The sequence below is a fragment of the Sphingobacterium sp. NGMCC 1.201703 genome, assembly GCF_047784615.1.
Taxonomy (GTDB): domain Bacteria; phylum Bacteroidota; class Bacteroidia; order Sphingobacteriales; family Sphingobacteriaceae; genus Sphingobacterium.
Window position 1 is genome coordinate 1 of record NZ_JBLOHD010000005.1, and the last position, 21,547, is coordinate 21,547.

Below are 21,547 nucleotides of genomic sequence, written 5' to 3' on the forward strand. Positions count from 1 at the left end.
ATGGCTGCCTGCTCTGGCGGCAACCGTCCCTCCCTTGCGGAGTGGTGCAAAGATAGGGAGTTTATTAACAAACTTCCAAGACTTTTGTTCTTATTTCTTTTATTTTTCTGCTAACTAGCTGGAACGGTGGGGGATTGTTTTTCCCAGCAGGGGGTCTAGTGGGGTACGCGGGGACAAAAAAGCTGGGTTATGTACGAATATGCGGAATTGGGGGGCGAAGGGAGTACCGGTAAAGACAGATGGTGGGTTAGTACCGGATCTGCGGCGGGATTGGGGGCGGGCTGCTGGGGTCAATGTCCATAAAACATCTATGGAGATATCAAATGGAAGATATAGAAAAAAACGGCAAGAATACAGCCGGGAGGAGCTGCATAAAAACAGGTAATATAGGCTGGTCAAAGTATACTTAATTTATCTGTTTGGTTAGGGTTTACTTAGGGTTTGTTTAGGTTTAGTTTAGGTATTGTTTAGGTAAAAGCTAATTAATACCTAACTAAATACTAATTTAAATCTAGATTATTCCCAGACTAAAGGATAATCATTCCATAAACAATTATTACTATAACCACACGTTCTTAATCTCACTTAGAAAGAATATCACTGTTAATACTGCGCTTTTAATGAAAGTCTAAAAAGGAAAGGCTGAAACCGAAATCAAATATACATTGAGCCGTTTCACAAATAACCTGAAGTGGTCGCCACCAGATTACAATTTCACTAACAAAAAATCGAAAAAAAAGATTAAGTCTCCTGAAAAGGTATAAAAGAAAAAGCAGGATTAAGCTGAACTAACATCGTCCAATTGAAGGCAGGAAAATTACTTCTCTATTACTTTAAAAACCCAAAAACGCTGAAGCGTGTAATTAAAACCTAAAGAAACAAGCAACTCGACAAATAGCTTTGACAACAAAAAATTAAAATGGTACACATCCACTAGAAAATGGATACCGGTAGATTTAAGCAGAATGCTACCACAGACAACAATCACAAACTTCCATAACTGGCTAGCAACAGAATTTTGAGTGCTACCAAAAGACCAATACCGGTTGATCAGAAAATTTACGATCGCCCCCAGGCTACCACTGATTGCATTGGAGAAGGGAGCGCTAATATGAAACAGTTTATAACAAGCAGAATATACCCCAAAATCAAACAATCCGCCCAAAAAGGCGGAGAGTTGTGCTTTCAAAAAAGGAATAATCTTTGAAGACATATTTAGCTAACCTCCTCTTGCTGTTTTTTCAATTTGTCTTCCTTATCCTTCGCATCTCCCAATTTCAACAAGAGACGTGTGTCGTTTGCATTGATAATAAAAAGTAAAATACAGATCACAAATACACACCAATTAATGGAGCCCGGCATGAGCACTTCCAATAACATTACTAAGGAAATAATTACCCGTATTTCCGTTGGCCCCAATATACCTGCATCTATGGTGTACTTATCTGTAATCCTATACCGAAGCTGGGATATAATCATTGCCCAACCATATAAGGAAACCAACGTAAATCCAAGATACTTATAATCACCTGTCGTATAAAGTACATAGCCCAATCCAATAAAGACAGTACTGATCCAATCCATTACAATATCCAACGCAAATCCATACCAACGGCGCGATTTATTCCGATAAAAAGCAATACGCCCGTCTAACGAATCACCAAACCATTGCACAAAGAAACCTGGTATCCCCAAGAGTAAATAGCGAATATCCACGTATTCTGCAAGTATAAAGCTCCCCAAAACCATTAACGAGCCAAAAAAACCGATTGCTGTAAGCCCGTCCGAAGTAATCCAGTTAGGTACCCTTGGCACGAGGTACGTAATCAGCTTTTGTTCAGGTTCGCTCAGGATATTTGTTCTTTTCCGATCTTGGAAAAGCTTTTTATTTATTTTAAACTCACTCATTGTCTGTGATTATAACCATTTATTTTCTTTATACCAAGCTAGCGACTCCATTAAGCCTGCTCTCAAATCATATTTAGGTTGGTATTGTATCTGGGTTTGAGCCAATGAAATATCACAGCCCCAATTTTCAGCTGTAAGTTCATTCAATCGCTCTGGATATAGTACAGGTATCTTTTTCGAATTTTTATATAGCCGCTCAAAGATGATGGCCACCGCCTTAACAACTCCCAGTGGAATATGCATACGAAACATCTTCTTCTGGGTAAACTCTCTGAAAAATTTTGCCATTTCATATCTGTCATACACCTGACCATCACTCAAATTGTAGACCTTTTTCCCACCTTGATCCAAGCGGCAGGCATTTAAAATCGCCTGAACCAGATCCGTAACGTAGATAAAACTCAGTTTCTGAGGAGATCTTCCAACATAGGCATCCATTCCGCCGTTCATGGTTTTGAAAAGAATAAAAATATCCTTCTCTCTAGGACCATATACTGCTGTAGGGCGTAAAATTGTCAATGGTTGATCCACAAACTCGTTCAATGCAAGTTCCGCCTTGCTTTTGCTTCGCCCATAAGCTGTTACCGGACAGTAGGGATTACGTTCATCAATTAAATCGGATGCATAAGGCACTGGCCCTATCGCAGCAAGGCTGCTGACAAAAACAAATCTGCTGATTGGATTTTTCAGAGAGAAACAAGCCGATGCCAAGTTTTTGGTGTAACCAACATTGACCTTTTCCAAATCTTCTTCGCGTTTGGCACGTGTCATTGCTGCCGCATGTACAACATAGGTATAGTTTTCCGATTCCAATAAAGCCTTTATCGAAGCTTCATCAGCGAAATCAGGATAAACAAATTTATCCACAACAGAACGAATTTCAGAAACATCACTCGACTTTCTTACAGCAGCATGAACCTCCATCCCCGCTTCCTTCGCTGCCCTCGTCAAATGATAACCTACAAAACCACTCGCTCCAGTGATCAATATTTTTTCTATCATAATGATTTTTGATACAAACGATAACGTTTGTACAATTCTCCATTCATTTGCTCAATGGCATGGTTCATCATATAATTATGTTCCAACATCCATGAACATTCAGCCCCTTTTATATTAGAATCTTTTGATTCTTTAATAATTCGGCCATATAAACATGCTTCAATACCCATCTTGCGGTAATCTTCCAATACGCCCAACATCAACACCCGAAGCAAATTGATCTTTTTCTTCCCGAACAACAATTTGAAAATACCGGTAGGAAGCAGACGGCCTTTTTTTACTTTGATCAGAATTTGGTTGATATCCGGAATACCAAGACCAAAACCAACAAGCTCACCATCCTTTTCGGCTACAATAGCAAAACGTGGGTCTAAGATCATTTTCAGGTCTTTAGCCGTATAGTTAAATTCATCTTCCGTCATCGGAACAAACCCTGAATTTTTATCCCAGGCTCTGTTATAGATATCACGAACCTTCGCAGCTTCGTTTTTGAAATCTTTTACGTTAAATTGGCGAAGAGTAATGCCCGATCTTTTTAAACGTTCCTCCAGCTTATCCAACAACTTTACAGATCGCTTATCAGCAGTTTGCTCCATGACCAGATAGGCTCTTAGATCGACCTTATGTCCGTAACCGGCATTGATAATTAAATCGATGTAATAGGGCGAATTATAGGGCATCATCGCCACGGGTGGTCTATCGAAACCTTCCACCAAAAGTCCAACGGTATCATTGGTCGATAAATTGATCGGTCCAACGATGGTGTCTCCGCCTTTGGCTTTCACCCATTTTTCGGCAGTTTCGAACAACGCGTTAGCCACCTCCTGGTCATCTATACAATCAAAAAATCCCCATTGACCTTCATTCACATGATTAAAAGCATTGTGATTGTTATTCCAAATCGCGCAGATTCGGCCAACGACTTTATCGTCACGGTATGCTAAAAAAGGCTGTGCTTGGGAATGTTTATAAAAGGGATGCTTATCAGGGGAAAGCAAATCGTTTTGTTCAAGAAATAAGGCAGGTACATAATTAGGATTTCCCTCATAGAGACTATGAGGGAAATCGATAAACAACCGTCTTTGTTTCTTTGTTTCAACGGGTACAATCTGAATCATATACGATTAGATTTTATATTAATGTTTCAACTTCGGCTTGTTTGAATACTTTAACCATCTTCTCGATTGCTTCATCAATTTGGTCATAAGTATGTGTCGCCATCAATGAAAAACGAATCAAAGACTCCTCAGCAGGAACTGCTGGAGAAACAACTGGATTAACAAATACACCATCATCTTGGAGCATTTTTGTCACCCAGAAGGTTTTTTCATTGCTACGAATAAATATTGGTAAGATAGGACTTTCCGTAGCACCTAGATCAAAGCCATGATCCAATAATTGTGCTTTGGCATAATCGGTATTTTTCCACAGTTTCTCAATATGCTCAGGTTCATTTTGGATGATCTCCAACGCCTTCAATGTCGAAGCAACAGATGCCGGCGTCATCGAAGCACTGAACATAACCGAGCGTGCATTGTGTTTCAAGAAATCAATCACATCAGCATCACCGGCTACGAATCCACCTAAAGAAGCTAACGATTTACTGAAGGTACCCATGATTAAGTCTACGTCATCATTAAGCCCAAAATGTGATGCTGTACCAGCTCCCTTGTGCCCAATAACACCCAAACTATGCGCATCGTCCACCATAACCGCAGCATCAAACTCATTCGCAATTGTGGTAAGTTCCGGCAAGTTAACAATATCACCCTCCATACTAAAGATACCATCAGTACAGATTAATTTTGCGCTTTCTTCAGGTAACCTGGATAATTTAGCACGCAGATCATCCATATTGTTGTGACCGTATTTGATGACTTTCGCAAATGACAAACGGCTACCATCGATAATAGATGCATGATCACGTTCATCCAACAAAATATAATCATTACGCCCCATCAGGCAAGACAAAGGACCAAGATTTGATTGGAATCCTGTACTAAAAAGAATAGCGGCTTCTTTACCTACGTAAGCAGATAGTTTTTCCTCCAGTTCTACGTGAATATCCAACGTACCGTTTAAGAAACGTGATCCAGCACATCCCGTACCATACTTTTCCAAAGCATCTTGCGCTGCTTTTATAATACGTGTATCAGTCGTCAACCCTAAATAAGAGTTAGAACCGAACATCAATACACGTCTACCATCGATTTTTACCTCGGTATCTTGTTTTGATTGAATAGGTCTAAAATAGGCATATAAGCCCTTAGCTTTTAACTCCTCTACAATCTTAAATTGCGATATTTTTTCGCCTAACTTTCCTTTACTCATGCGATAAAAAGGTATTTCTAAAACTATTTCTAACTTTTAGATGTTATTGTAACAAACAAAATTCTCGAATTGGACTTTTATATAAAAAACTCTGTCTTCGAATAAAAATCTGCTCTATCCACAATGTAAGTTGAAATTCTACGTTGTATATATTCACAATAATTCCAAAAAACGTTGCAAACATACGAAAACATAATCTGACTTTCGCTTAAATTTAGTCATATTTTTAACACATCGCCCCAAAACAGTTAATTTTATTTTAATACTCCGCTAACATCTCCCACACAATTCTACTATAAAATAAGACAATTTTAATAATTATATTTGCGAACTATAAATTATCCTATAATTAGTTACATTTAGGTTCATTGCAATAGCAATGGTATAGACTTACTAATATACAACAATATATGGCTTTATCTTCAGATATCAATATAAAAAATAAAAAAGCTTCTTTTGAGTATCATCTACTGGACAAATACGTTGCTGGAATTCGACTTTTAGGCACTGAAATCAAATCAATACGCGAGGGAAAGGCAAATATTAACGATAGTTTCTGTAGTTTCTTCGACGATGGTCTTTACATTCGTAACATGCATATTGCCGAATATTCCATGGGTTCATTTTACAACCATGAAGCAAAACGTGACCGTCAACTTCTCCTGACAAAAAAAGAACTGAAAAAATTAAAAGAAAAGGGAGAAGAACGCGGTTTTACAATTGTTCCGTTACGCATTTTTATCAGCTCTCGCGGTTTTGCAAAAGTTGAAATTGCCCTGGCACAGGGTAAAAAAGATTTTGATAAACGGGAAAATATTAAGGAAAGAGATGTCAAACGCGAGCTCGATCGCGTTATGAAGTTCTAATACGGCCAATGCACCGGGGTCAAAGTATCCAAGGGAATACGTTCCTTATTCCTGAACACAACAGAGCAATTGAACTGATCGAACCTTCCGCGAAGATTTTTTGGATATTTACTAACGTAATTAAATGATCACTGATCTGTCGTGAAGGACGAGTTTAAAACGGACATAACCTGACGAAACGGATAGATACAAGCAAGGGGTGGATTACCCGCCCCTTCATTGAGTTTCTAGACAGCGCCAATGCTACCTATCCTTCTACAAGGAATAGATTACTCCACATCCAAGCCTTCAAGAACAGGAATTGGCTGCTTGTTTTCATCCAAAGCAACAAAAGTAAAAACACCTTCGATCGCCAGTTCCCTTCCTTCTTTATACATATGCTCCAGAAATATTTCAACTTTCACCTTCAGGCTGGTACGTCCCACATTTTGTACCCGCGCAATTGCCTCAATAATACTCCCGGAAGGAATTGCTTTATTAAAGTCGATACGGTCGGTTGATACCGTCACTAATGTCTTGCGGCAGAATCTCGTTGCGGCCATAAAAGACACTTCGTCCATAATGGACATTGCCTTACCGCCGAATAAGGTATCGTGATGATTTGTCAAAAACGGGAATACAGTTGTGCAGACATGTGTTTCCGATAAATCAATACGTTCTTGTAAAGTCATTTATTGTTATTTTTAAGGATTCAAGAGAGCACAAATGTAAGGCTATCTAAAAACAGTTGAGTCATTTTTATCCAATATTTTCCTCGATATCTACGCCTATCCCCTTCAATAACAAAGATGCGTTGAAGATCTTACACTCTCCTGTTTTCAGCTTATAGTCAAACAGCATCTGCCCTTCATTCACCTGAATATCAAAATGATAATTTTTAATGTCATTTGGAAATTCCTGTTCTAAACTGGACAGCTGGAGATCGTGTGTAGCCACCATACCTTTGCCATCCAAGCGAGCCAGCTGCTTAATGATAGCTCGTGAACCCAGGTACTTATCAACGGAGTTTGTACCCCGTAGCATCTCATCAATCAGAAAGAAACTATCTTTGTGCGAAGCCACTGTATCCAATATAAACTTCATGCGATTGAGCTCTGCCTTGAAGGTGGAAGTACTTTCATTCAGATTATCCCGGATACGCATATAAGATACAAGCTTATAAATCGGCAATTGAAATGACGTGGCAGCAACACTTGCGCCGGCATAGGCCAAAACTGCATTGACACCGATAGTACGCAAGAACGTACTTTTTCCGGCCATGTTGGATCCGGTCACCAAGGCGACCCGATGATCATTACTGGTATAATCGTTGGCAACCACTAACTCCCTTGGGATGAGTGGATGGTAAACACCTTGCGCATCAATTTTGTCCTCACCAGGATTATTTAAGATGACAGGGTAACTATAATCCGGATGGTTCCTTTTCCAAATTGCGAGGCTATTTACAGCTTCGACTTTTGCCAAAGTATCAAACGAATTCAGAATCTCCTGTTCGTACTTGTTTTTCCAGTCGATAATCGCCAGCACCTGTCTAAAATCCCACAGTAAGAAAAGGTTCAGAAATACGCCAACAAAAACATTGTTTCGCGCATCAAGATTATTGATAAGCGCAGCGAGTTTTTTAAATGCTTTTGAAATAGGCTCAGCATGCCCCCCCTGCTTTAATTCATTAGCCATTTCCTGTAAGGAAGCGGATTTCCATGGGTGACTTTCTATAGCTTGTATCGCATCGGCGTAGGAAGCCAGTATTCCGCCAATCTTATCTATCCTTGAAGAAAATAAACCAACACTACCCGCTTTCGCGAAAGCCCAGAGAATATGAAACAAACCTAATATCGTGGCAATTGCTGCAAATTTGGAAATAAAAAAACTACCAACAAGCGCCAACACAAATAAAACGGGTCCGACGTTAACATATATACGCATGAAAGCATTCCCAAAATTAAAATTCCGATCCTGGAAATAATTGGACAAAAAAGCTTTAATATCTAATTTATGATTAAGATTTGCCAGCAGTTTAGCCTGAAAATCCCAGATCCATTCCGATTCATCTTCCAGTTCCTTCGACGCTTCCTGATTACGTTGGATCTGCTCTCTATCCAGAGGAGCATTTAACCAGGATGCCAGTAAATCAATCCCCTGTTTTGTTGTTGAGCGATTCAGTTGGGCAAATAAGGAATGTGCACCAAATACGTCCATATCTGAACTATAAGCATGGCTGCCATCCTCGAAATTCTCTCCATTAGCATACATATTTGATTTTCCACCAGCGATGTTTTGTTCATTGGAGAGCACCTTCAAATAGGCTTCAAAATAGTTCTTTTGAAGCTCCAATTGGCTCTGCCGGCGTACCAAATAGGCAAATAGAAACAACAGCGCAAAGAAACAGAAGAAAACCAATGGAAGACTTTCCAGCTGAAAAGTATAAAACAATAGAGCTCCCCCACCAAGGATGACAAAGAGTCGTGTTAAACTCAACGTATTAACCTGCTTATTTAATTTTAAGACCGTGGCGGCAATTTCTTGATGCTTTTGGTCGTATAATGTCGTTATAGGATTCATTGATACATATTTTTTCTTATTCCATCAGTTGAACAACAAGCGCCCCATCCAAAATCACAACTGTAAGAAACTATAATTTTTAAATAGAGCGAATTCACAAGGAAAAATAAAAAAAAACGATATATTTCCATTTACATGTTGTCATAAAGACAAATAAGGGACCGAAGTGCCCTTAAATTTTTCAAAACAATATGAATCACCAAGCCTGATCACCAACCAATGGCACAAAACGGAAAGTGTCTAATTCAATGCGATCAAAATCATTTTCACCTACACGAATTATTGTCACCATTTTCTGAGACTTTTCATCCCCTACCGGAATGACAAAAATCCCGCCTATTTTCAACTGCTTCAACATAATTTCAGGCACAAAGGGAGCTCCTGCAGTCACAATAATCTTATCATAGGGAGCATGTTCTTCAATACCTTTGGAGCCATCTCCGAGAAAGAAATTTGCTTTGTATCCCATATAAGGTAATACCTGGATCGTCCGCTGATAAAGGTTTTCCTGACGTTCTATCGTATACACATCGGCGCCAAGTTCGAGCAAAATACAAGTTTGGTAGCCTGATCCTGTTCCGATTTCCAGTACCTTATCTCCTTTTTTCACGTGGAGCAATTCAGATTGATAAGCAACCGTATAGGGCTGGGAGATTGTTTGACCGTCACCTATTGGGAACGCAATATCGCGATAAGCCTGATTCCAAAACGTTTCATCAAAAAAGAAATGACGTGGTACCTTCCCAATAGCTTCCAATACTTTTTGATCTTCAATACCTCTTCCTTTAAGATGCTCGACCAATTTCTTGCGTGCACCTCTTTCCCGATAATTATCAATAAACTTATACGCCATGATGTTTCAAATTTACTTTTAAAAAGGGATATTTAGCCGAACTATTCACAAATCATTTAACATCAAGCCAATACAGGCAGTACACACTGATCATTTAAAAACACTCCCGTATAAAAAAACTAGCCCCAAGATCATAAATATCTCAACAATAGCTGGATCATATCGCATTCGGAACAGTTATTATTGGCACCCTACGGTATGGAAACTTAACAAATACACGTTATTATTAATAAGGATCAACATCGATCTGCACACGAACTCCGCTATTGGTCTTATCCAGTTCAAAATCCAATAAAACCGAGCGAATCAATTCCTTTACTTTGGCAATACTTATATTTGTTCGTTCGATCTTCAATGTAATCGTCTGGATAAAATTATTGCGGACACGGGAGACCAGCGGGGGTTCAGGCCCTAATACCCGGGCACCGAGCTGCGGACGTAAAGCCGCTGCAAAACGATTCGCGGCATCATAGCATTTTTGAAAATCTATATGTTTAATATCAACACGAATAAGCCGATAAAAAGGAGGATACAGGTAATTCTTCCGTTCGGTAATTTCCGTCATAAACATCCCTTCATAATCATTGTTGACGACCTGTTCCAAAACCCGGTGATTCGTTGTATAACTTTGAATAATTACTCTTCCTCCGGCTTCCCGACGGCCAGCACGGCCAGCGACCTGGGAAAATAGGGAGAAAGAACGTTCGTAAGCCCTAAAATCCGGAAAATTAATAATGGTATCCGCATTCACAACACCAATTAAACTTACCCGTCCAAAATCCAGTCCTTTGGCTACCATCTGGGTACCGATCAGTACATCAAATTCATGTTCATCAAAAGCGGTAATAATCTTATCAAAGCCATACTTTCCCTTGGTGGAATCTAGGTCCAATCGCCCAATACGGATCTCAGGCATCAGCAGTTCCAGCTCCTCCTCGACCCGCTCGGTCCCAAAGCCTTTACTTTCGATATGCGGCATTCCACAGGCTGGGCAGACCCGGAGCGGCGGCTCCACATGTCCACAGTAATGGCAATGCATCATATTGGAGCTTTTATGATAGGTTAAACTAACATCACAATTTACGCATTTGGCAACAAAACCACAGGTATTACATTGAATCATCGTGGTGTGTCCACGTCGATTCTGAAACAGAATAACCTGTTCCTTATTTTTAACCGCGTCTTCAATAGCTTTTAACAGCGTTCCGGAGAAATAGGAGAACATATTTTCCTTTCGCCCTTCCTCGGGAATATTGACCAGCTCAATACTTGGCAGCTGTGCATTGCCATAACGTTCCAATAGCTGCACAAACCCATACTTCTTTGCCTTTGCGTTATAATAACTTTCCAAAGATGGAGTTGCGGACCCCAACAGTACTTTAGTCTGATGTAAAAATCCTAGATATATGGCCGTATCCCGAGCATGGTAACGGGGCGCTGGATCAAATTGTTTATAGGAACTTTCGTGTTCCTCATCAACGATAATAATTCCCAGATCCTGGAATGGAAGAAACACTGAGGAACGTGCACCTATAACAACCTGAAATTCATTTTTCATGACTTTATGCCACACCTCAGCACGTTCATTATCATTGAATTTGGAGTGATAAACACCCAATTTATCGCCAAAGTGCAGTTTTAATCGTGCTGTAATCTGTGCTGTCAATGCGATCTCAGGCAAAAGATACAACGCTGACTTTCCTTCAGCGATTGCCTGTTCGATAAGACGTATATAGAGTTGTGTTTTCCCTGATGCAGTTACGCCGTGTAATAGGGTCACCTCCTTTTCCTCAAAAGACTGTTGGATCTCGCTGTATGCGCGTTGCTGATTTTCATTGAATTGAAAATTAGCATCCAGTTCGATATCTTCTCCCTGAAATCTGGACACGACCTTCTCCTTTATCTCAAACACGCCCTTGTCAATCAACGCGGTAATCGCTGCATTACCGCAGCCGGAAGCCTCAGCAAGCATGGGGCGGGTTATCTCCTCGGTCTTTTTAATAAGCTGCATAAATGCCAAAACCGCATCCTGCTGCTTGGGCGCGCGGTTGAGACTATCCAATAGTTCTCGTTTGGCATCCTCATTTCTAAAGTCTGGCGCAAAACGTAAGAATGCTTTTGTTTTGGGTTTATACCGTTCTGTTATTTCCTCCGAGATTAGCACGATCCCTTTTTCAAATAATTGTTTTAATATCGGAAATACAGTTTTCTGCCCCAGTAACTTCACGATATCATTGACTTTAAGTTCCCCTGCCACCTCCAGGGCCTCTATAATCAGATACTCTTTATCAGAAAGTGTCGAACGATCAAATTCCTCTGTTATCGAAGAGATCACTTTGGTTTCACTAGCCAGTTTCAACGCCGCTGGAAGCGCAGCCTGCATGACTTCGCCCAAACTGCACATATAGTAATCTGCCAACCAATCCCACAGTTTAAATTGAGCCAGATCAACAATAGGTTTGTCATCAATGATATCTAAAATATACTTTGCTTCGTATTTCAGGGGAGCTTCTTTGCTGATCGATTTTACGACAGCCGAATAAATTTTGTTTCTTCCAAATTGTACAATAACCCGTACCCCAATCTGTATCCGGTCATTCCAGTCAACCGGAATTCGATAGGTATACGTTCTGGCCAGGGCAAGTGGCAGAACCACATCAACAAACAAAGTATCTCTTTCACTAAAAATCGAAGATTGCGGATTGGACATATTTTTTTATTATGGGATAAAAATACAAAAAAAGCGCCACAAAGGATAGTAGAGTTAGGTCCATCAAAACGAAAGCCTTCCCGGATTTTCAATCACGGAAAGGCTCTCTATCTAAACAAGCTGCAAGCTTTATTGTATCCAGGCAGAAAATTATGATTTATTTTTTAGGGCTGCGACAAAAAGGGCAATCCAACCGATGATCAATGATAAACCACCCAAGGGTGTTATAGGACCTAGGATAGCCGGATTTCCAAAGCCGGTTATTTCTCTTACGCTAAGCAGATATAAAGACCCCGAAAAAAACAAAATACCAACAATAAAAGCGATAAATGACACCTTGATCGAATAGGTCTTTGCACGTGAGAAAGTCGATAGGAATAACAGTGCAAAAGTATGATAGAAATGATACTGATTTGCAGTTTTCCAAGTTTCAAGATGATATGTACTTACCTTTCCTTCCAAACCGTGGGCCCCAAAGGCACCTAATATTACAGCTAACGCTCCCAACAACGAAGCGGCTAAAATGATTTTCTTATTCATTATTATAAAGTGAATGCTGAAAACGTGTTTCTTCGATAAATGTATTAAAAACCGAACAAAATAAGGAATATTTTGTTAAATTTATATTACAAATACCCATTATTAGCATGATTTTCTAGTGCTTCCCGCATATTTTTATTAGGTTTGTTTTACAGATGAAACCATCATGCGTACAAGCTGATGATAGCTTCATTATCATAAAAAACAAATTGATTGAAACGTGTTCACTTATACCATTAACGATGAGCACTCATAAATATTTACGCTGATGAAAAAAACAATAATCATCACTATTCTACTGTTCATAGCTGTCATTGTGGCAACGATTTATCTTTTCGGAGATTTCAATAAAAATAACAAACAAGATTCCAAGGCCTTACAATACCTACCAGAAAATACCTTGGCCATTACATCTTTTGCCAATAATGAGGCTGTAGATACAATATTTAAAGATTACGAATTATTTAAAGCAGTTCTGGGACAGGGAAATTTCAGTAACCTAGAGCAGTTAAAAGCAGAATTATTGCAAAACGAACAACTGACACCTTTCGTCGCAGGCCAACAGATATTGCTGTCTTTTCACCAAGAAAAGGATCAGATAACAGCGCTTTATAGTGTGCAGGTCGGACAGAGCCTTGACAATAATACGCTGGAAAAACTGATGGGACAGGTCGAAAACAATTATAAAGTTCAACCCTTCGATACCTTGGGCCAACGGTTCTTTGGGCTCAATAAAGGAATAAAAGACAGCACACTCTATTGTGCTTATGCACACGAAATTATTTTTGCAAGTTATTCAAAACAGGTTCTTGCACAGATTTTCGATAAGAATGTAAAAAAAATAAACAATAAGCAAATTGAGTTCTTTGTCAATCACAACAATAAGAATACACCACTCAGTTTATATTTTTTCAATGAACAGTCAGCACAAATTGCCCGGATATTGATGAAATCCAAATTTGGCACTTACCTTAATTTAATTGATTCGTTGAAAGGCCAAACTTCCTGGAATATGAATTTCAAACAGGATGCGCTGATCTTTAAGGGTGAGACAGATCTAACAGGGAGCAAAAACAGCTATCTGCAATTATTCGCCAACCAAACTGCTCAAGTACAGGCTTTAGGAAACTATCTACCTAAAAATGCGGCATCTTATATCGATTTTAGCATTTCAGATGCCGCTAGCTTTCATGCAGGATTAAAAGACCTATTGATTCAGCAAAAGGAATATGAGCGTATCAGCAAGAGCATTAAGAATTTTGAAGAGGACAGCAAAGTGTCATTCGACAGTTTGATCACACCTTTGTTTAATGACGAATTCGCTTTGGCGGAATTAGATAATCAAGACGTACTGGGCTTAATCAGTCTGTCGGATTCCAGCCTATTTGCAAATAATTTCAAGAAATTCAGTTCCGATGTTGGTGACTCGATCTATCAATTTAAATATTCCCAGCTCCTATATGCCTCCTTTGGCGAACCATTCAAAAGCTTCACAAGACCCTATTTTACTATCGTTGACAATATTATGGTAGTTGCAAGTAGAACCGGAATTTTACGGGATTATCGGGAGTCATTCCGTGAAAAGCAATTTCTATCGGGCACTGCTATTTTCAAGAACCACGCAGCAATACAAAATAGCCGGAGCAATGTCACCTTTTACTTGGAACCCAAAGCTGCTAAAAGCAATATTTTGGATAACCTAAAATCTGATTATGCGAAGAATTTCAAGGATGAAGAGCAATTTGGTTTCCAGAACTTCTATTCCTGGTCTTACCAGTTGAGTGGCAATCAAGGAACATTCGCTTCCAGTTTATATGGACTTTATAAAAGCGATACACGTCTGGGCGGAAAACCGGAATGGACGGTCCAACTTGAAAACCGCATTATCAATAAGCCATGGATTCTGGATCAGGACGGTAAAAACAAATTTATTATGATCCAGGAACAGGATCACACCGTACATGCATTTTCACCAGATGGAAAGGAGCTTTGGCAAAATCTTTTCCAAGGCGAGATTTTAGGTGAACCGATTCAATTACAAGATCTCAGTATCGTCATGGTCACCAAAAGCCGTCTCTACCGGATTATGCCTGACGGGAAAAATATCAATGGCTTTTCGGTCGAGTTGCCTTCCAGTGCAAGCTATGGCGCTACAATTACCAACTTCAATAAAGAACAACGCATCTATATCCCAGCCACGGACCGCATTTTGGCTTACACATTAGATGGTAAGAAAGTGGAAGGAATGGAGAACAATACCGTTGACAGCCGTATTCTGTTTGACCTAAAAACAACTACACTGGGACAAACCAATTACATTATAGCCGGTACCAGTACAGCTTCGGTTTATTTTTTCAATGAATATGGTAAGATTATCCGTAAGCAAACATTAGATACCGAGGGTGAAAGTATTAAGAACCCCATCGGTTTAGTCGCTGCTTCAGATGAAAAAAATTCATTTGTCTATGTAGCGGATAATAAGGGAAGTGTTTTCAAGGTGCCTTTTGAAGGTGAAGCGAAAAAAATAAAATTGGGTACCTGGGGCAAGGATGCGTTCTTTAATTTCGAAGATATTAGCGGCGGTGCAGATCGCGATTTTATCATTTTAGCCAACAATAAATTGAATGCCTATAGCGCAAGGGACTCATCTTCCTATTTCGAATATAAATTCATTGAGGAAGCGAGCAATAGGCCACTTTTCTTTAAACGTATTGGTAAATCCGATGTACTGGGAGTTGGTACCGACAATCGCATGATCTATGTCTTTGGATCGGATGGTTTGGTACAGGAAGGATTCCCAATGGAAGGGTTCTCCAAGTTCTATTATGGACCGATTAACTATGGCGACAATGCGAATTATCTGATTTGCATGAAAAAGGATTTTAAGGTTTATGTATATAAATTTTAAAATATTGAAAATCAAATTTTTAAATCCAAAACAAAACGAAATAGTATGCAGAACATGTTTATAAAAAATTTGTCTAATCTAAATTTTTTATAGTAGGTTTGCAGACTTAATATGACTATGCTAAAATCGGAAGAATTAAAAGAATTATTGGCTGAACCAAAGCGTATTGTAATTACCACACATTACAAACCGGACGGAGATGCATTGGGTTCATCGTTGGGATTATATTTTTGGCTAACTGCAAAAGGACACCAGGTCAACCTGATCGTACCTTCAGATTTCCCTGCTTTTCTAGACTGGTTGCCCGGTTTGGAAAATGTACAGATTTATACACAGGATATCAACTTACATAATCAACAGATTGAAGCTGCGGATTTATTATTCTGTTTAGACTTCAATGGGCTAGCTCGTATTCATGAAATGGGTGATCCTATCCGTCAGGCAAAAGGAATCAAATGCATGATCGACCATCATTTGGATCCGGAAGGGTTTGAAGATTATGCATTTTGGGATCCATCTGCTGCGGCAACCGCGCAATTGATCTATCGCTTTTTGGTGAATGAGATGCAAGATGCGGATCATATTAGCGCGGATATGGCGACGTGTCTATATACGGGGATTATGACCGATACTGGTTCTTTCCGCTTCCGCTCCACGACATCCGAAATTCACCGTATCATCGCAACTTTGATTGACTGTGGTGCACGAAATTGGGCGATCCATGAAGAAATATATAATAGCTCTTCGGAAAGCCGGCTCAAATTTCTGGGATTTTGTCTACTCAATCGCCTTGAAGTTATCCATGAGTACAATACGGCAGTCATTCATGTCACTAAAGAAGACCTTAATCAGTTTCAGGTTATCACCGGAGACACCGAAGGTTTGGTCAATTACGCACTTTCCATTAAAGGAATTCGATTAGCGGCGTTAATTATTGACAGAAATGAACAAATTAAACTATCTTTGCGATCGATTGGAGAAGTTCCTTGTAATGAAATCTGTAAATTGTATTTCAACGGGGGTGGCCATCTCAATGCTTCAGGCGGAAATTCGAAAGATAGCCTTGCTGTTGTGATCGCAAAATTCAAATCGATTTTACCAGATTATAAAGAAATATTAACAAAATAAGATATCGTAACATACATTAGAAAATGAAGAAAGCAATTCTATTTTTCGCGGCTGCCGGTCTTTTGATGACGTCATGCCAAAAATTCAAAAAGGCTGAAGGTGGTCTTGAGTATAAAATCGTGGATGATAATGCAAAAGAGAAAGCAGTATCAGGCGATTTATTAGCACTTGACATTGTACAATCAACAGATAGAGATTCTGTCATGAGCAGCACCTACGAAATGGGAATTCCTCAGATCGTTCAATTATATCCAGACAGTATTATTGCAAAAAATCCAGGAGACCCTACAGGTCTATTCAAATATGTTGGTGAAGGTGATAGCTTGGTTTTCAAAATTAATTTGGATTCTATGGCCGCAAAAACACATCAACCAAAACCAGAATTTGCTGACAAGTTTTTAGTTTTCTCAATCAGAGTTAAAAAGCACTTCAAAAAAGGAAAATTAACAGATCAACAATTGGGTGAACAAGTTCAAAAATACTTTGAAGAAGAATTGAACAAGCACAAAGCTGCTGAGCCTGCAAAATTGGAAAAATACATCAAGGACAAAAGCTTGAAAACAACAAAAACAGCTTCAGGTCTTCAATATGTAATTACTAAACCTGGAACAGGTGCAAATGCTAAAGTAGGGGATTCTATCCATGTAAATTATGTAGGTTCTTTGACTACTGGAAAAGTATTTGATACCAACCTTCCAGATGTTGCCAAGAAAGAGAAAATCTTCATGCCACAACGTCCTTATGAAGCATTGAAATTCCAATTGGGTGTTGACGGTGTTATCCCAGGTTGGACAGAAGCATTCCAGTTGTTCAATAAAGGTACGAAAGCAACTTTGGTCATCCCTTCATCATTGGCTTATGGCGATCGTCCATCGGGCAAGATTCCTCCATATGCACCATTGGTATTTGAAGTAGAGGTATTGGATATTAAACCAGGAAAAGTTCCAGCGCCAGCGCCAACAACTCCGGGTACAGTAGCTCCAACAGCAACTGCCCCTGCTACAAAAGCTCCGGCAGCTAAAAAATAAGTTAGCCGATAAAATCAGCTAACATAAACAAAAGAGCCATTCCAAAAATTTGGAATGGCTCTTTTGTTTGTGAGATACCGATTAAGGCTGAACCTGCTTTTGCTTATCAGCCTGTTTTAATTTCCGGATCTTCCACCATAACACAATAACCGCAAGCACAAAACAGACAATCATAATGATCGTCAAGGCCATCAGCGCTTTATTGGTATGATAGTTTTCCGCATGCTGGATAAATAGCAGTCTAAAAATCCGAAGATAATGTGTTGAAGGAATTACATTGGCTATACCCTGCACCCAACCAGGCATCAGACTTGAGGGCCATGTAAAACCACTCAAGATAAAAGCTGGCGTCGCAATCACCATCAATACTTCCGTTGATTTCAGTTGAGAAGGCAACAGCATACTCACCAGCACGCCTATAAAACATACCGCCAGCAAAAACACGAAGGTACATAGTACAAAACGGCCAAAGTCAGCATGGAGTGGCATTCGATAATATTTTCCAAAGCCCCAATACAGTAGCAATATCCCTACCGACATTAGAACATAAGGTAATATCTTGATCAGAATAAGCCCCACTGGGTTCGAAATTTTTCTGACAAGATCGGGGAACGTATTCCCCTCAAACTCCGAAGAAAAGGATAAGGCCAAGCCGAGTAACAGGACCTGTTGCAACACGGTTATGAGTACCCCCGGCAACATAAAGTACAGGTAGTTTCCACTTCGGATATTTTGCTTTACAATCGTTGTCTTAAACGGTTCATACTGTTGAGCAGCGACCTTTGCCGGTACGCCACGTTTCATTTGTGCCTGAATCTGAATACCCGCTTTCATGGTCATCGCACAAACGTTGACGGCCATTAAAGCGGTATTTGAGGTCAAGGTATTTGCGCCGTCAACAAACACGGTCACCTCTGGCAAACGGCTCTGTTGTACACCTGAAGCAAAGCCCTTGGGGATATGAACTATTGTTGTTGCGTCATGCTGAACGGCGATATCTTTTGAATCAAACAAGGATGGCAATACCTTTGCGACCTGTATGCTTTCGTTGTCTGAAAGCATATCGATAAAGGAACCACTTAAGGGGCTATTATCTTCGTCCACAACAATGACAGGCATTTTAGTCACTTTTCCCTGTTGGTACACATGACCAACCAGCACACCATATAAGACCGGAGCTCCTAAAAAAAGCATCAACAATACCTTATTGTTAAAAAAGAGCTTAAACTCCCGTTGGATTAATTCTAGAAATCTTTTCACACCCATTCCCTTTAATTCGCATGGAGAACTACCAGCGTTTTTGTTAACAAATCTTTTGTTCCTGCAATATCCTCAGGCACGACCTTCAATTCAAAAACTGCTTGCTGTGGATCAAAATCTGGGTAAGCAGAAGCGATATTGGCATAAGAATTCAAGGCTTTTACGCTAACAATCTTGGCGGACACTTTTTTATTGCTCAGATAGGGCACCTCCACTGTCACTGTCGCCCCCTTTTGGAACTTCGCAATCTGATTTTCGGGCAGTGTAAATCTAAAATAAGTAGAACGGTCAAGGGAACCGTTGACAATCGGATAGCCTGCCATCGCCAGTTCCCCCACTTTGAGATTGATCGTCTCAACACTCATGTCCTGTGGTGCAATTACATATTTCTCCTGTGCAGCGACATTAACCTCAGATACGGCTCCAAGTGCCCTTTCCTTTTGCCCTAGTGCCATAATCTGTTGCTCTTGTCTAGCTCCGCCTCTTGCTTCGGCCATTTCTGCCTGAGCAGCGAGGTATTGGTTTTTAGCGCCCTGATATTTTGCGTAAGTTTCATCATATTTTTGTTGAGGGATCAGACTATCATGCAGTAAGGCCTCAAGCCGACTGATTGATTTCTTCGCAAATTCATATTGTTCTTTTAGACCATCCACCTTTGCCTGCAGTTGAACCAGCTGTCCTTTGGTAGCGCCCTTGACAGCCATATTATATTGTGCATCTGCAGACTGTAGGGCGCCTTTCGCCTGCTCCTCCTTTGCGTCCACCTCAGGAATACTCAAAATAGCCAAGGTATCCCCTTCATGTACAAAATCGCCCTCGGCAACCAAGATCTTCGCGATTTTACCCGGTACTTTTGTGACTACAGTCACTTGTTCGCGCTCCACCTTCCCCTCGATGGGTTTTTCTTTCACTTGGTTTGTACAGGAAACAAAAATCGACAAGGATAGTATCCCATATAAAGTTTTCATGTTACTCATGTATAGTTTGTAATAATTTTCCAGATGTGTGTAATAATTCAACCGCTGCATTCCGCTGTTGCAAAACGTTGTTAAAGTAGCCCAGATTGACCTTATACCAGTCGTTTTCAGCAGCCAACAATTCTGTCACGTCAATCAGTCCCGCCTGATATTGTTTTACGGCCATGGATAAATTGTTTTCAGCAACCTTTAACTGCTGTTCCCCTACCTTTAATTTTTGATTTCCGGTACTATAGCCAACTTTATTTTTACTCAATAAGAGGTTCAGCTTTTCTTCCGTATCCTCCTTTTTTGTCGCATTAATGGTTTGATCAAGTTTGACCTGTTTAATTTTGTTATGATGCTCTCCACCGGTATAAAGGTCCCATTTTACGCCCAGCCCGACCATGAGATTCGGACTCCCCTTGATTGAATTTAGTGGAAGGTTTACCGTTCCCAACAACGGTTGGTCTTTAATACTTAATTTTGAATTGAAGACATTTAAGTAATTTGCTGACCCAAAGGCAAAAACCGCGGGCAAAGATCCCCCTTTTTCCTTTTTGTAGAGGTATTCGTAAGCTTTTGATGAAGCTTCAAGTGCTTTAAGTTCCGATCGTTGTGCGACATCATTTGGTATTTCTGACAAAAATATCGGCTTCAATCCATAATGAATGCCGGCAACCTCCTGAAAAGAAACGCCTGTTTCCTGTTCAATTTTCTGACAAAGGAGATCCCGGTTTCCAGCGACCTCAACTTTCTTCTCTTCCAGTTCAAGCAGCGCCAGTTTGAGTTTATCCCGATCATAGGGAATAGCAAGTCCATTTTGAATGGCTTTGTTGACCTTTTCTTGTTCCTTTTTCAACCTCTTTTCCGAATCTGCGATAAGTTTGTCCACTTCATCCAAAAGCATCAACTGATCGAAAGAAGCAATAATATCTTTTGAAAGCGTCTCACGGCTTGCAGATTCCAGATATTGCTGTGCAACAGCTTTCTCCTTTAGCGCCTTTATCCCATTGGGTATCTGTAATCCCGAAAAGATAATCTGTTTCACCGAAACACCAGCATATGCGGCTTGTCCGTGCATGCTAAATCCGGTCGCTCCTTCAAAAAGCCCTAAATTCAGAAGCGGAACATTCACCGTAGGGATATCCACACTACCATTACTATGCACATAGCCATATAATCCCAAGGCCGACACATGTGGTAGTTTGTTGGCTTTTACCCCTTCGGCCTCCAGCCGCGCTTTATCAACCTCATAGGCCTTTAGTTTTAATTCCTTATTTGTCTGAAAGGCTTTTTGAATAACCTCTTTGACCGAAGGATCCACCAACGATTGCGCCTGCAGCTTATTTAAACATATAACCGACGCAAAGGTGAACAACCCCATGCATAGTTTCTTATTCCTCATATGATTCATTTATTCTTTAAAAAATAGGGCAACAACCGTTATACTGTTTAACAGCAAATCATAAAGTATGTTTTACCACACATGATT

The 21,547-nt window shown here is 40.0% G+C and carries 17 protein-coding genes; 4 read left to right on the forward strand and 13 right to left on the reverse strand.

The genetic code is table 11. From position 1 onward, the window contains the following. Nucleotides 1-817 precede the first annotated feature (817 nt). Genes ACK8HY_RS11065 through spt form a run of 5 tightly spaced genes read right to left on the reverse strand, consistent with a single transcriptional unit; the run spans nucleotide 818 to nucleotide 5,241 of the window. Entirely contained in the window at nucleotides 818-1,213 is a 396-nt protein-coding gene (locus ACK8HY_RS11065; protein ID WP_077438896.1) for a GtrA family protein, read from the reverse strand. Between the two features lie 2 nt (nucleotides 1,214-1,215). After that, entirely contained in the window at nucleotides 1,216-1,908 is a 693-nt protein-coding gene (locus ACK8HY_RS11070) for a CDP-alcohol phosphatidyltransferase family protein (protein WP_077438895.1), read from the reverse strand. A 9-nt stretch (nucleotides 1,909-1,917) separates the two neighbouring features. Next, on the reverse strand, nucleotides 1,918-2,910 hold the full coding sequence (locus tag ACK8HY_RS11075) for an NAD-dependent epimerase/dehydratase family protein (RefSeq protein WP_416133668.1): 993 nt from the start codon (nucleotides 2,908-2,910) through the stop codon (nucleotides 1,918-1,920). After that, on the reverse strand, nucleotides 2,907-4,028 hold the full coding sequence (locus tag ACK8HY_RS11080) for a hypothetical protein (RefSeq protein ID WP_077438893.1): 1,122 nt from the start codon (nucleotides 4,026-4,028) through the stop codon (nucleotides 2,907-2,909). The genes ACK8HY_RS11075 and ACK8HY_RS11080 overlap by 4 nt, the downstream gene beginning before the upstream one ends. 13 nt (nucleotides 4,029-4,041) lie before the next feature. Beyond that, the gene (gene spt, locus ACK8HY_RS11085; RefSeq protein ID WP_077438892.1) at nucleotides 4,042-5,241 is read right to left on the reverse strand and encodes a serine palmitoyltransferase; all 1,200 of its coding nucleotides are present in this window, start codon (nucleotides 5,239-5,241) and stop codon (nucleotides 4,042-4,044) included. Nucleotides 5,242-5,651: 410 nt separating this feature from the next. Between spt and smpB the strand changes: the two genes are divergently transcribed. Continuing rightward, nucleotides 5,652-6,107: an SsrA-binding protein SmpB gene (gene smpB / locus ACK8HY_RS11090; protein WP_077438891.1), complete on the forward strand. Its 456-nt coding sequence runs from the start codon at nucleotides 5,652-5,654 to the stop codon at nucleotides 6,105-6,107. A gap of 269 nt (nucleotides 6,108-6,376) precedes the next feature. Here smpB and ACK8HY_RS11095 read toward each other — a convergent pair whose 3' ends face one another. The 5 genes from ACK8HY_RS11095 to ACK8HY_RS11115 all read right to left on the reverse strand — a co-directional run bounded on the left by ACK8HY_RS11095 (nucleotide 6,377) and on the right by ACK8HY_RS11115 (nucleotide 12,772). Beyond that, nucleotides 6,377-6,778, reverse strand: a complete 402-nt coding sequence (locus ACK8HY_RS11095; protein WP_077438890.1) for an acyl-CoA thioesterase — start codon at nucleotides 6,776-6,778, stop codon at nucleotides 6,377-6,379. A gap of 67 nt (nucleotides 6,779-6,845) precedes the next feature. Then, on the reverse strand, nucleotides 6,846-8,669 hold the full coding sequence (locus ACK8HY_RS11100) for a MutS-related protein (protein ID WP_077438889.1): 1,824 nt from the start codon (nucleotides 8,667-8,669) through the stop codon (nucleotides 6,846-6,848). A gap of 196 nt (nucleotides 8,670-8,865) precedes the next feature. Continuing rightward, nucleotides 8,866-9,522 carry a protein-L-isoaspartate(D-aspartate) O-methyltransferase gene (locus tag ACK8HY_RS11105; RefSeq protein ID WP_077438888.1) on the reverse strand — a complete coding sequence of 219 codons (657 nt, stop codon included), beginning with the start codon at nucleotides 9,520-9,522 and terminating at the stop codon, nucleotides 8,866-8,868. Nucleotides 9,523-9,748: 226 nt separating this feature from the next. Continuing rightward, nucleotides 9,749-12,232, reverse strand: coding sequence for a primosomal protein N' (priA, locus tag ACK8HY_RS11110; protein ID WP_416133669.1), 2,484 nt, complete (start codon nucleotides 12,230-12,232; stop codon nucleotides 9,749-9,751). A gap of 150 nt (nucleotides 12,233-12,382) precedes the next feature. Then, nucleotides 12,383-12,772, reverse strand: a complete 390-nt coding sequence (locus tag ACK8HY_RS11115; protein ID WP_077438886.1) for a DUF423 domain-containing protein — start codon at nucleotides 12,770-12,772, stop codon at nucleotides 12,383-12,385. Between the two features lie 268 nt (nucleotides 12,773-13,040). Between ACK8HY_RS11115 and ACK8HY_RS11120 the strand changes: the two genes are divergently transcribed. From ACK8HY_RS11120 to ACK8HY_RS11130, 3 genes are all read left to right on the forward strand, one after another. Then, a complete protein-coding gene (locus ACK8HY_RS11120) occupies nucleotides 13,041-15,680 on the forward strand; it encodes a hypothetical protein (RefSeq protein WP_416133670.1) in 2,640 nt (879 codons plus the stop codon). 117 nt (nucleotides 15,681-15,797) lie between these two features. Beyond that, nucleotides 15,798-16,808 (forward strand): DHH family phosphoesterase, encoded by a 1,011-nt coding sequence (locus tag ACK8HY_RS11125; RefSeq protein ID WP_077438884.1) that lies wholly within the window; start codon nucleotides 15,798-15,800, stop codon nucleotides 16,806-16,808. Between the two features lie 23 nt (nucleotides 16,809-16,831). Continuing rightward, nucleotides 16,832-17,836 carry an FKBP-type peptidyl-prolyl cis-trans isomerase gene (locus ACK8HY_RS11130; RefSeq protein ID WP_416133671.1) on the forward strand — a complete coding sequence of 335 codons (1,005 nt, stop codon included), beginning with the start codon at nucleotides 16,832-16,834 and terminating at the stop codon, nucleotides 17,834-17,836. An 81-nt stretch (nucleotides 17,837-17,917) separates the two neighbouring features. Here the strand turns inward: ACK8HY_RS11130 and ACK8HY_RS11135 are convergent, their stop codons facing one another. From ACK8HY_RS11135 to ACK8HY_RS11145, 3 genes are read right to left on the reverse strand one after another with little or no spacing between them, the layout of a single operon-like run. After that, complete coding sequence (locus tag ACK8HY_RS11135; protein ID WP_416133672.1) at nucleotides 17,918-19,096, reverse strand: ABC transporter permease; 1,179 nt, start codon at nucleotides 19,094-19,096, stop codon at nucleotides 17,918-17,920. 11 nt (nucleotides 19,097-19,107) lie between these two features. Continuing rightward, nucleotides 19,108-20,064, reverse strand: a complete 957-nt coding sequence (locus ACK8HY_RS11140; RefSeq protein WP_077438882.1) for an HlyD family secretion protein — start codon at nucleotides 20,062-20,064, stop codon at nucleotides 19,108-19,110. A gap of 1 nt (nucleotide 20,065) precedes the next feature. Then, the gene (locus ACK8HY_RS11145) at nucleotides 20,066-21,460 is read right to left on the reverse strand and encodes a TolC family protein (RefSeq protein WP_416133673.1); all 1,395 of its coding nucleotides are present in this window, start codon (nucleotides 21,458-21,460) and stop codon (nucleotides 20,066-20,068) included. Between the last annotated feature and the right edge of the window lie 87 nt (nucleotides 21,461-21,547).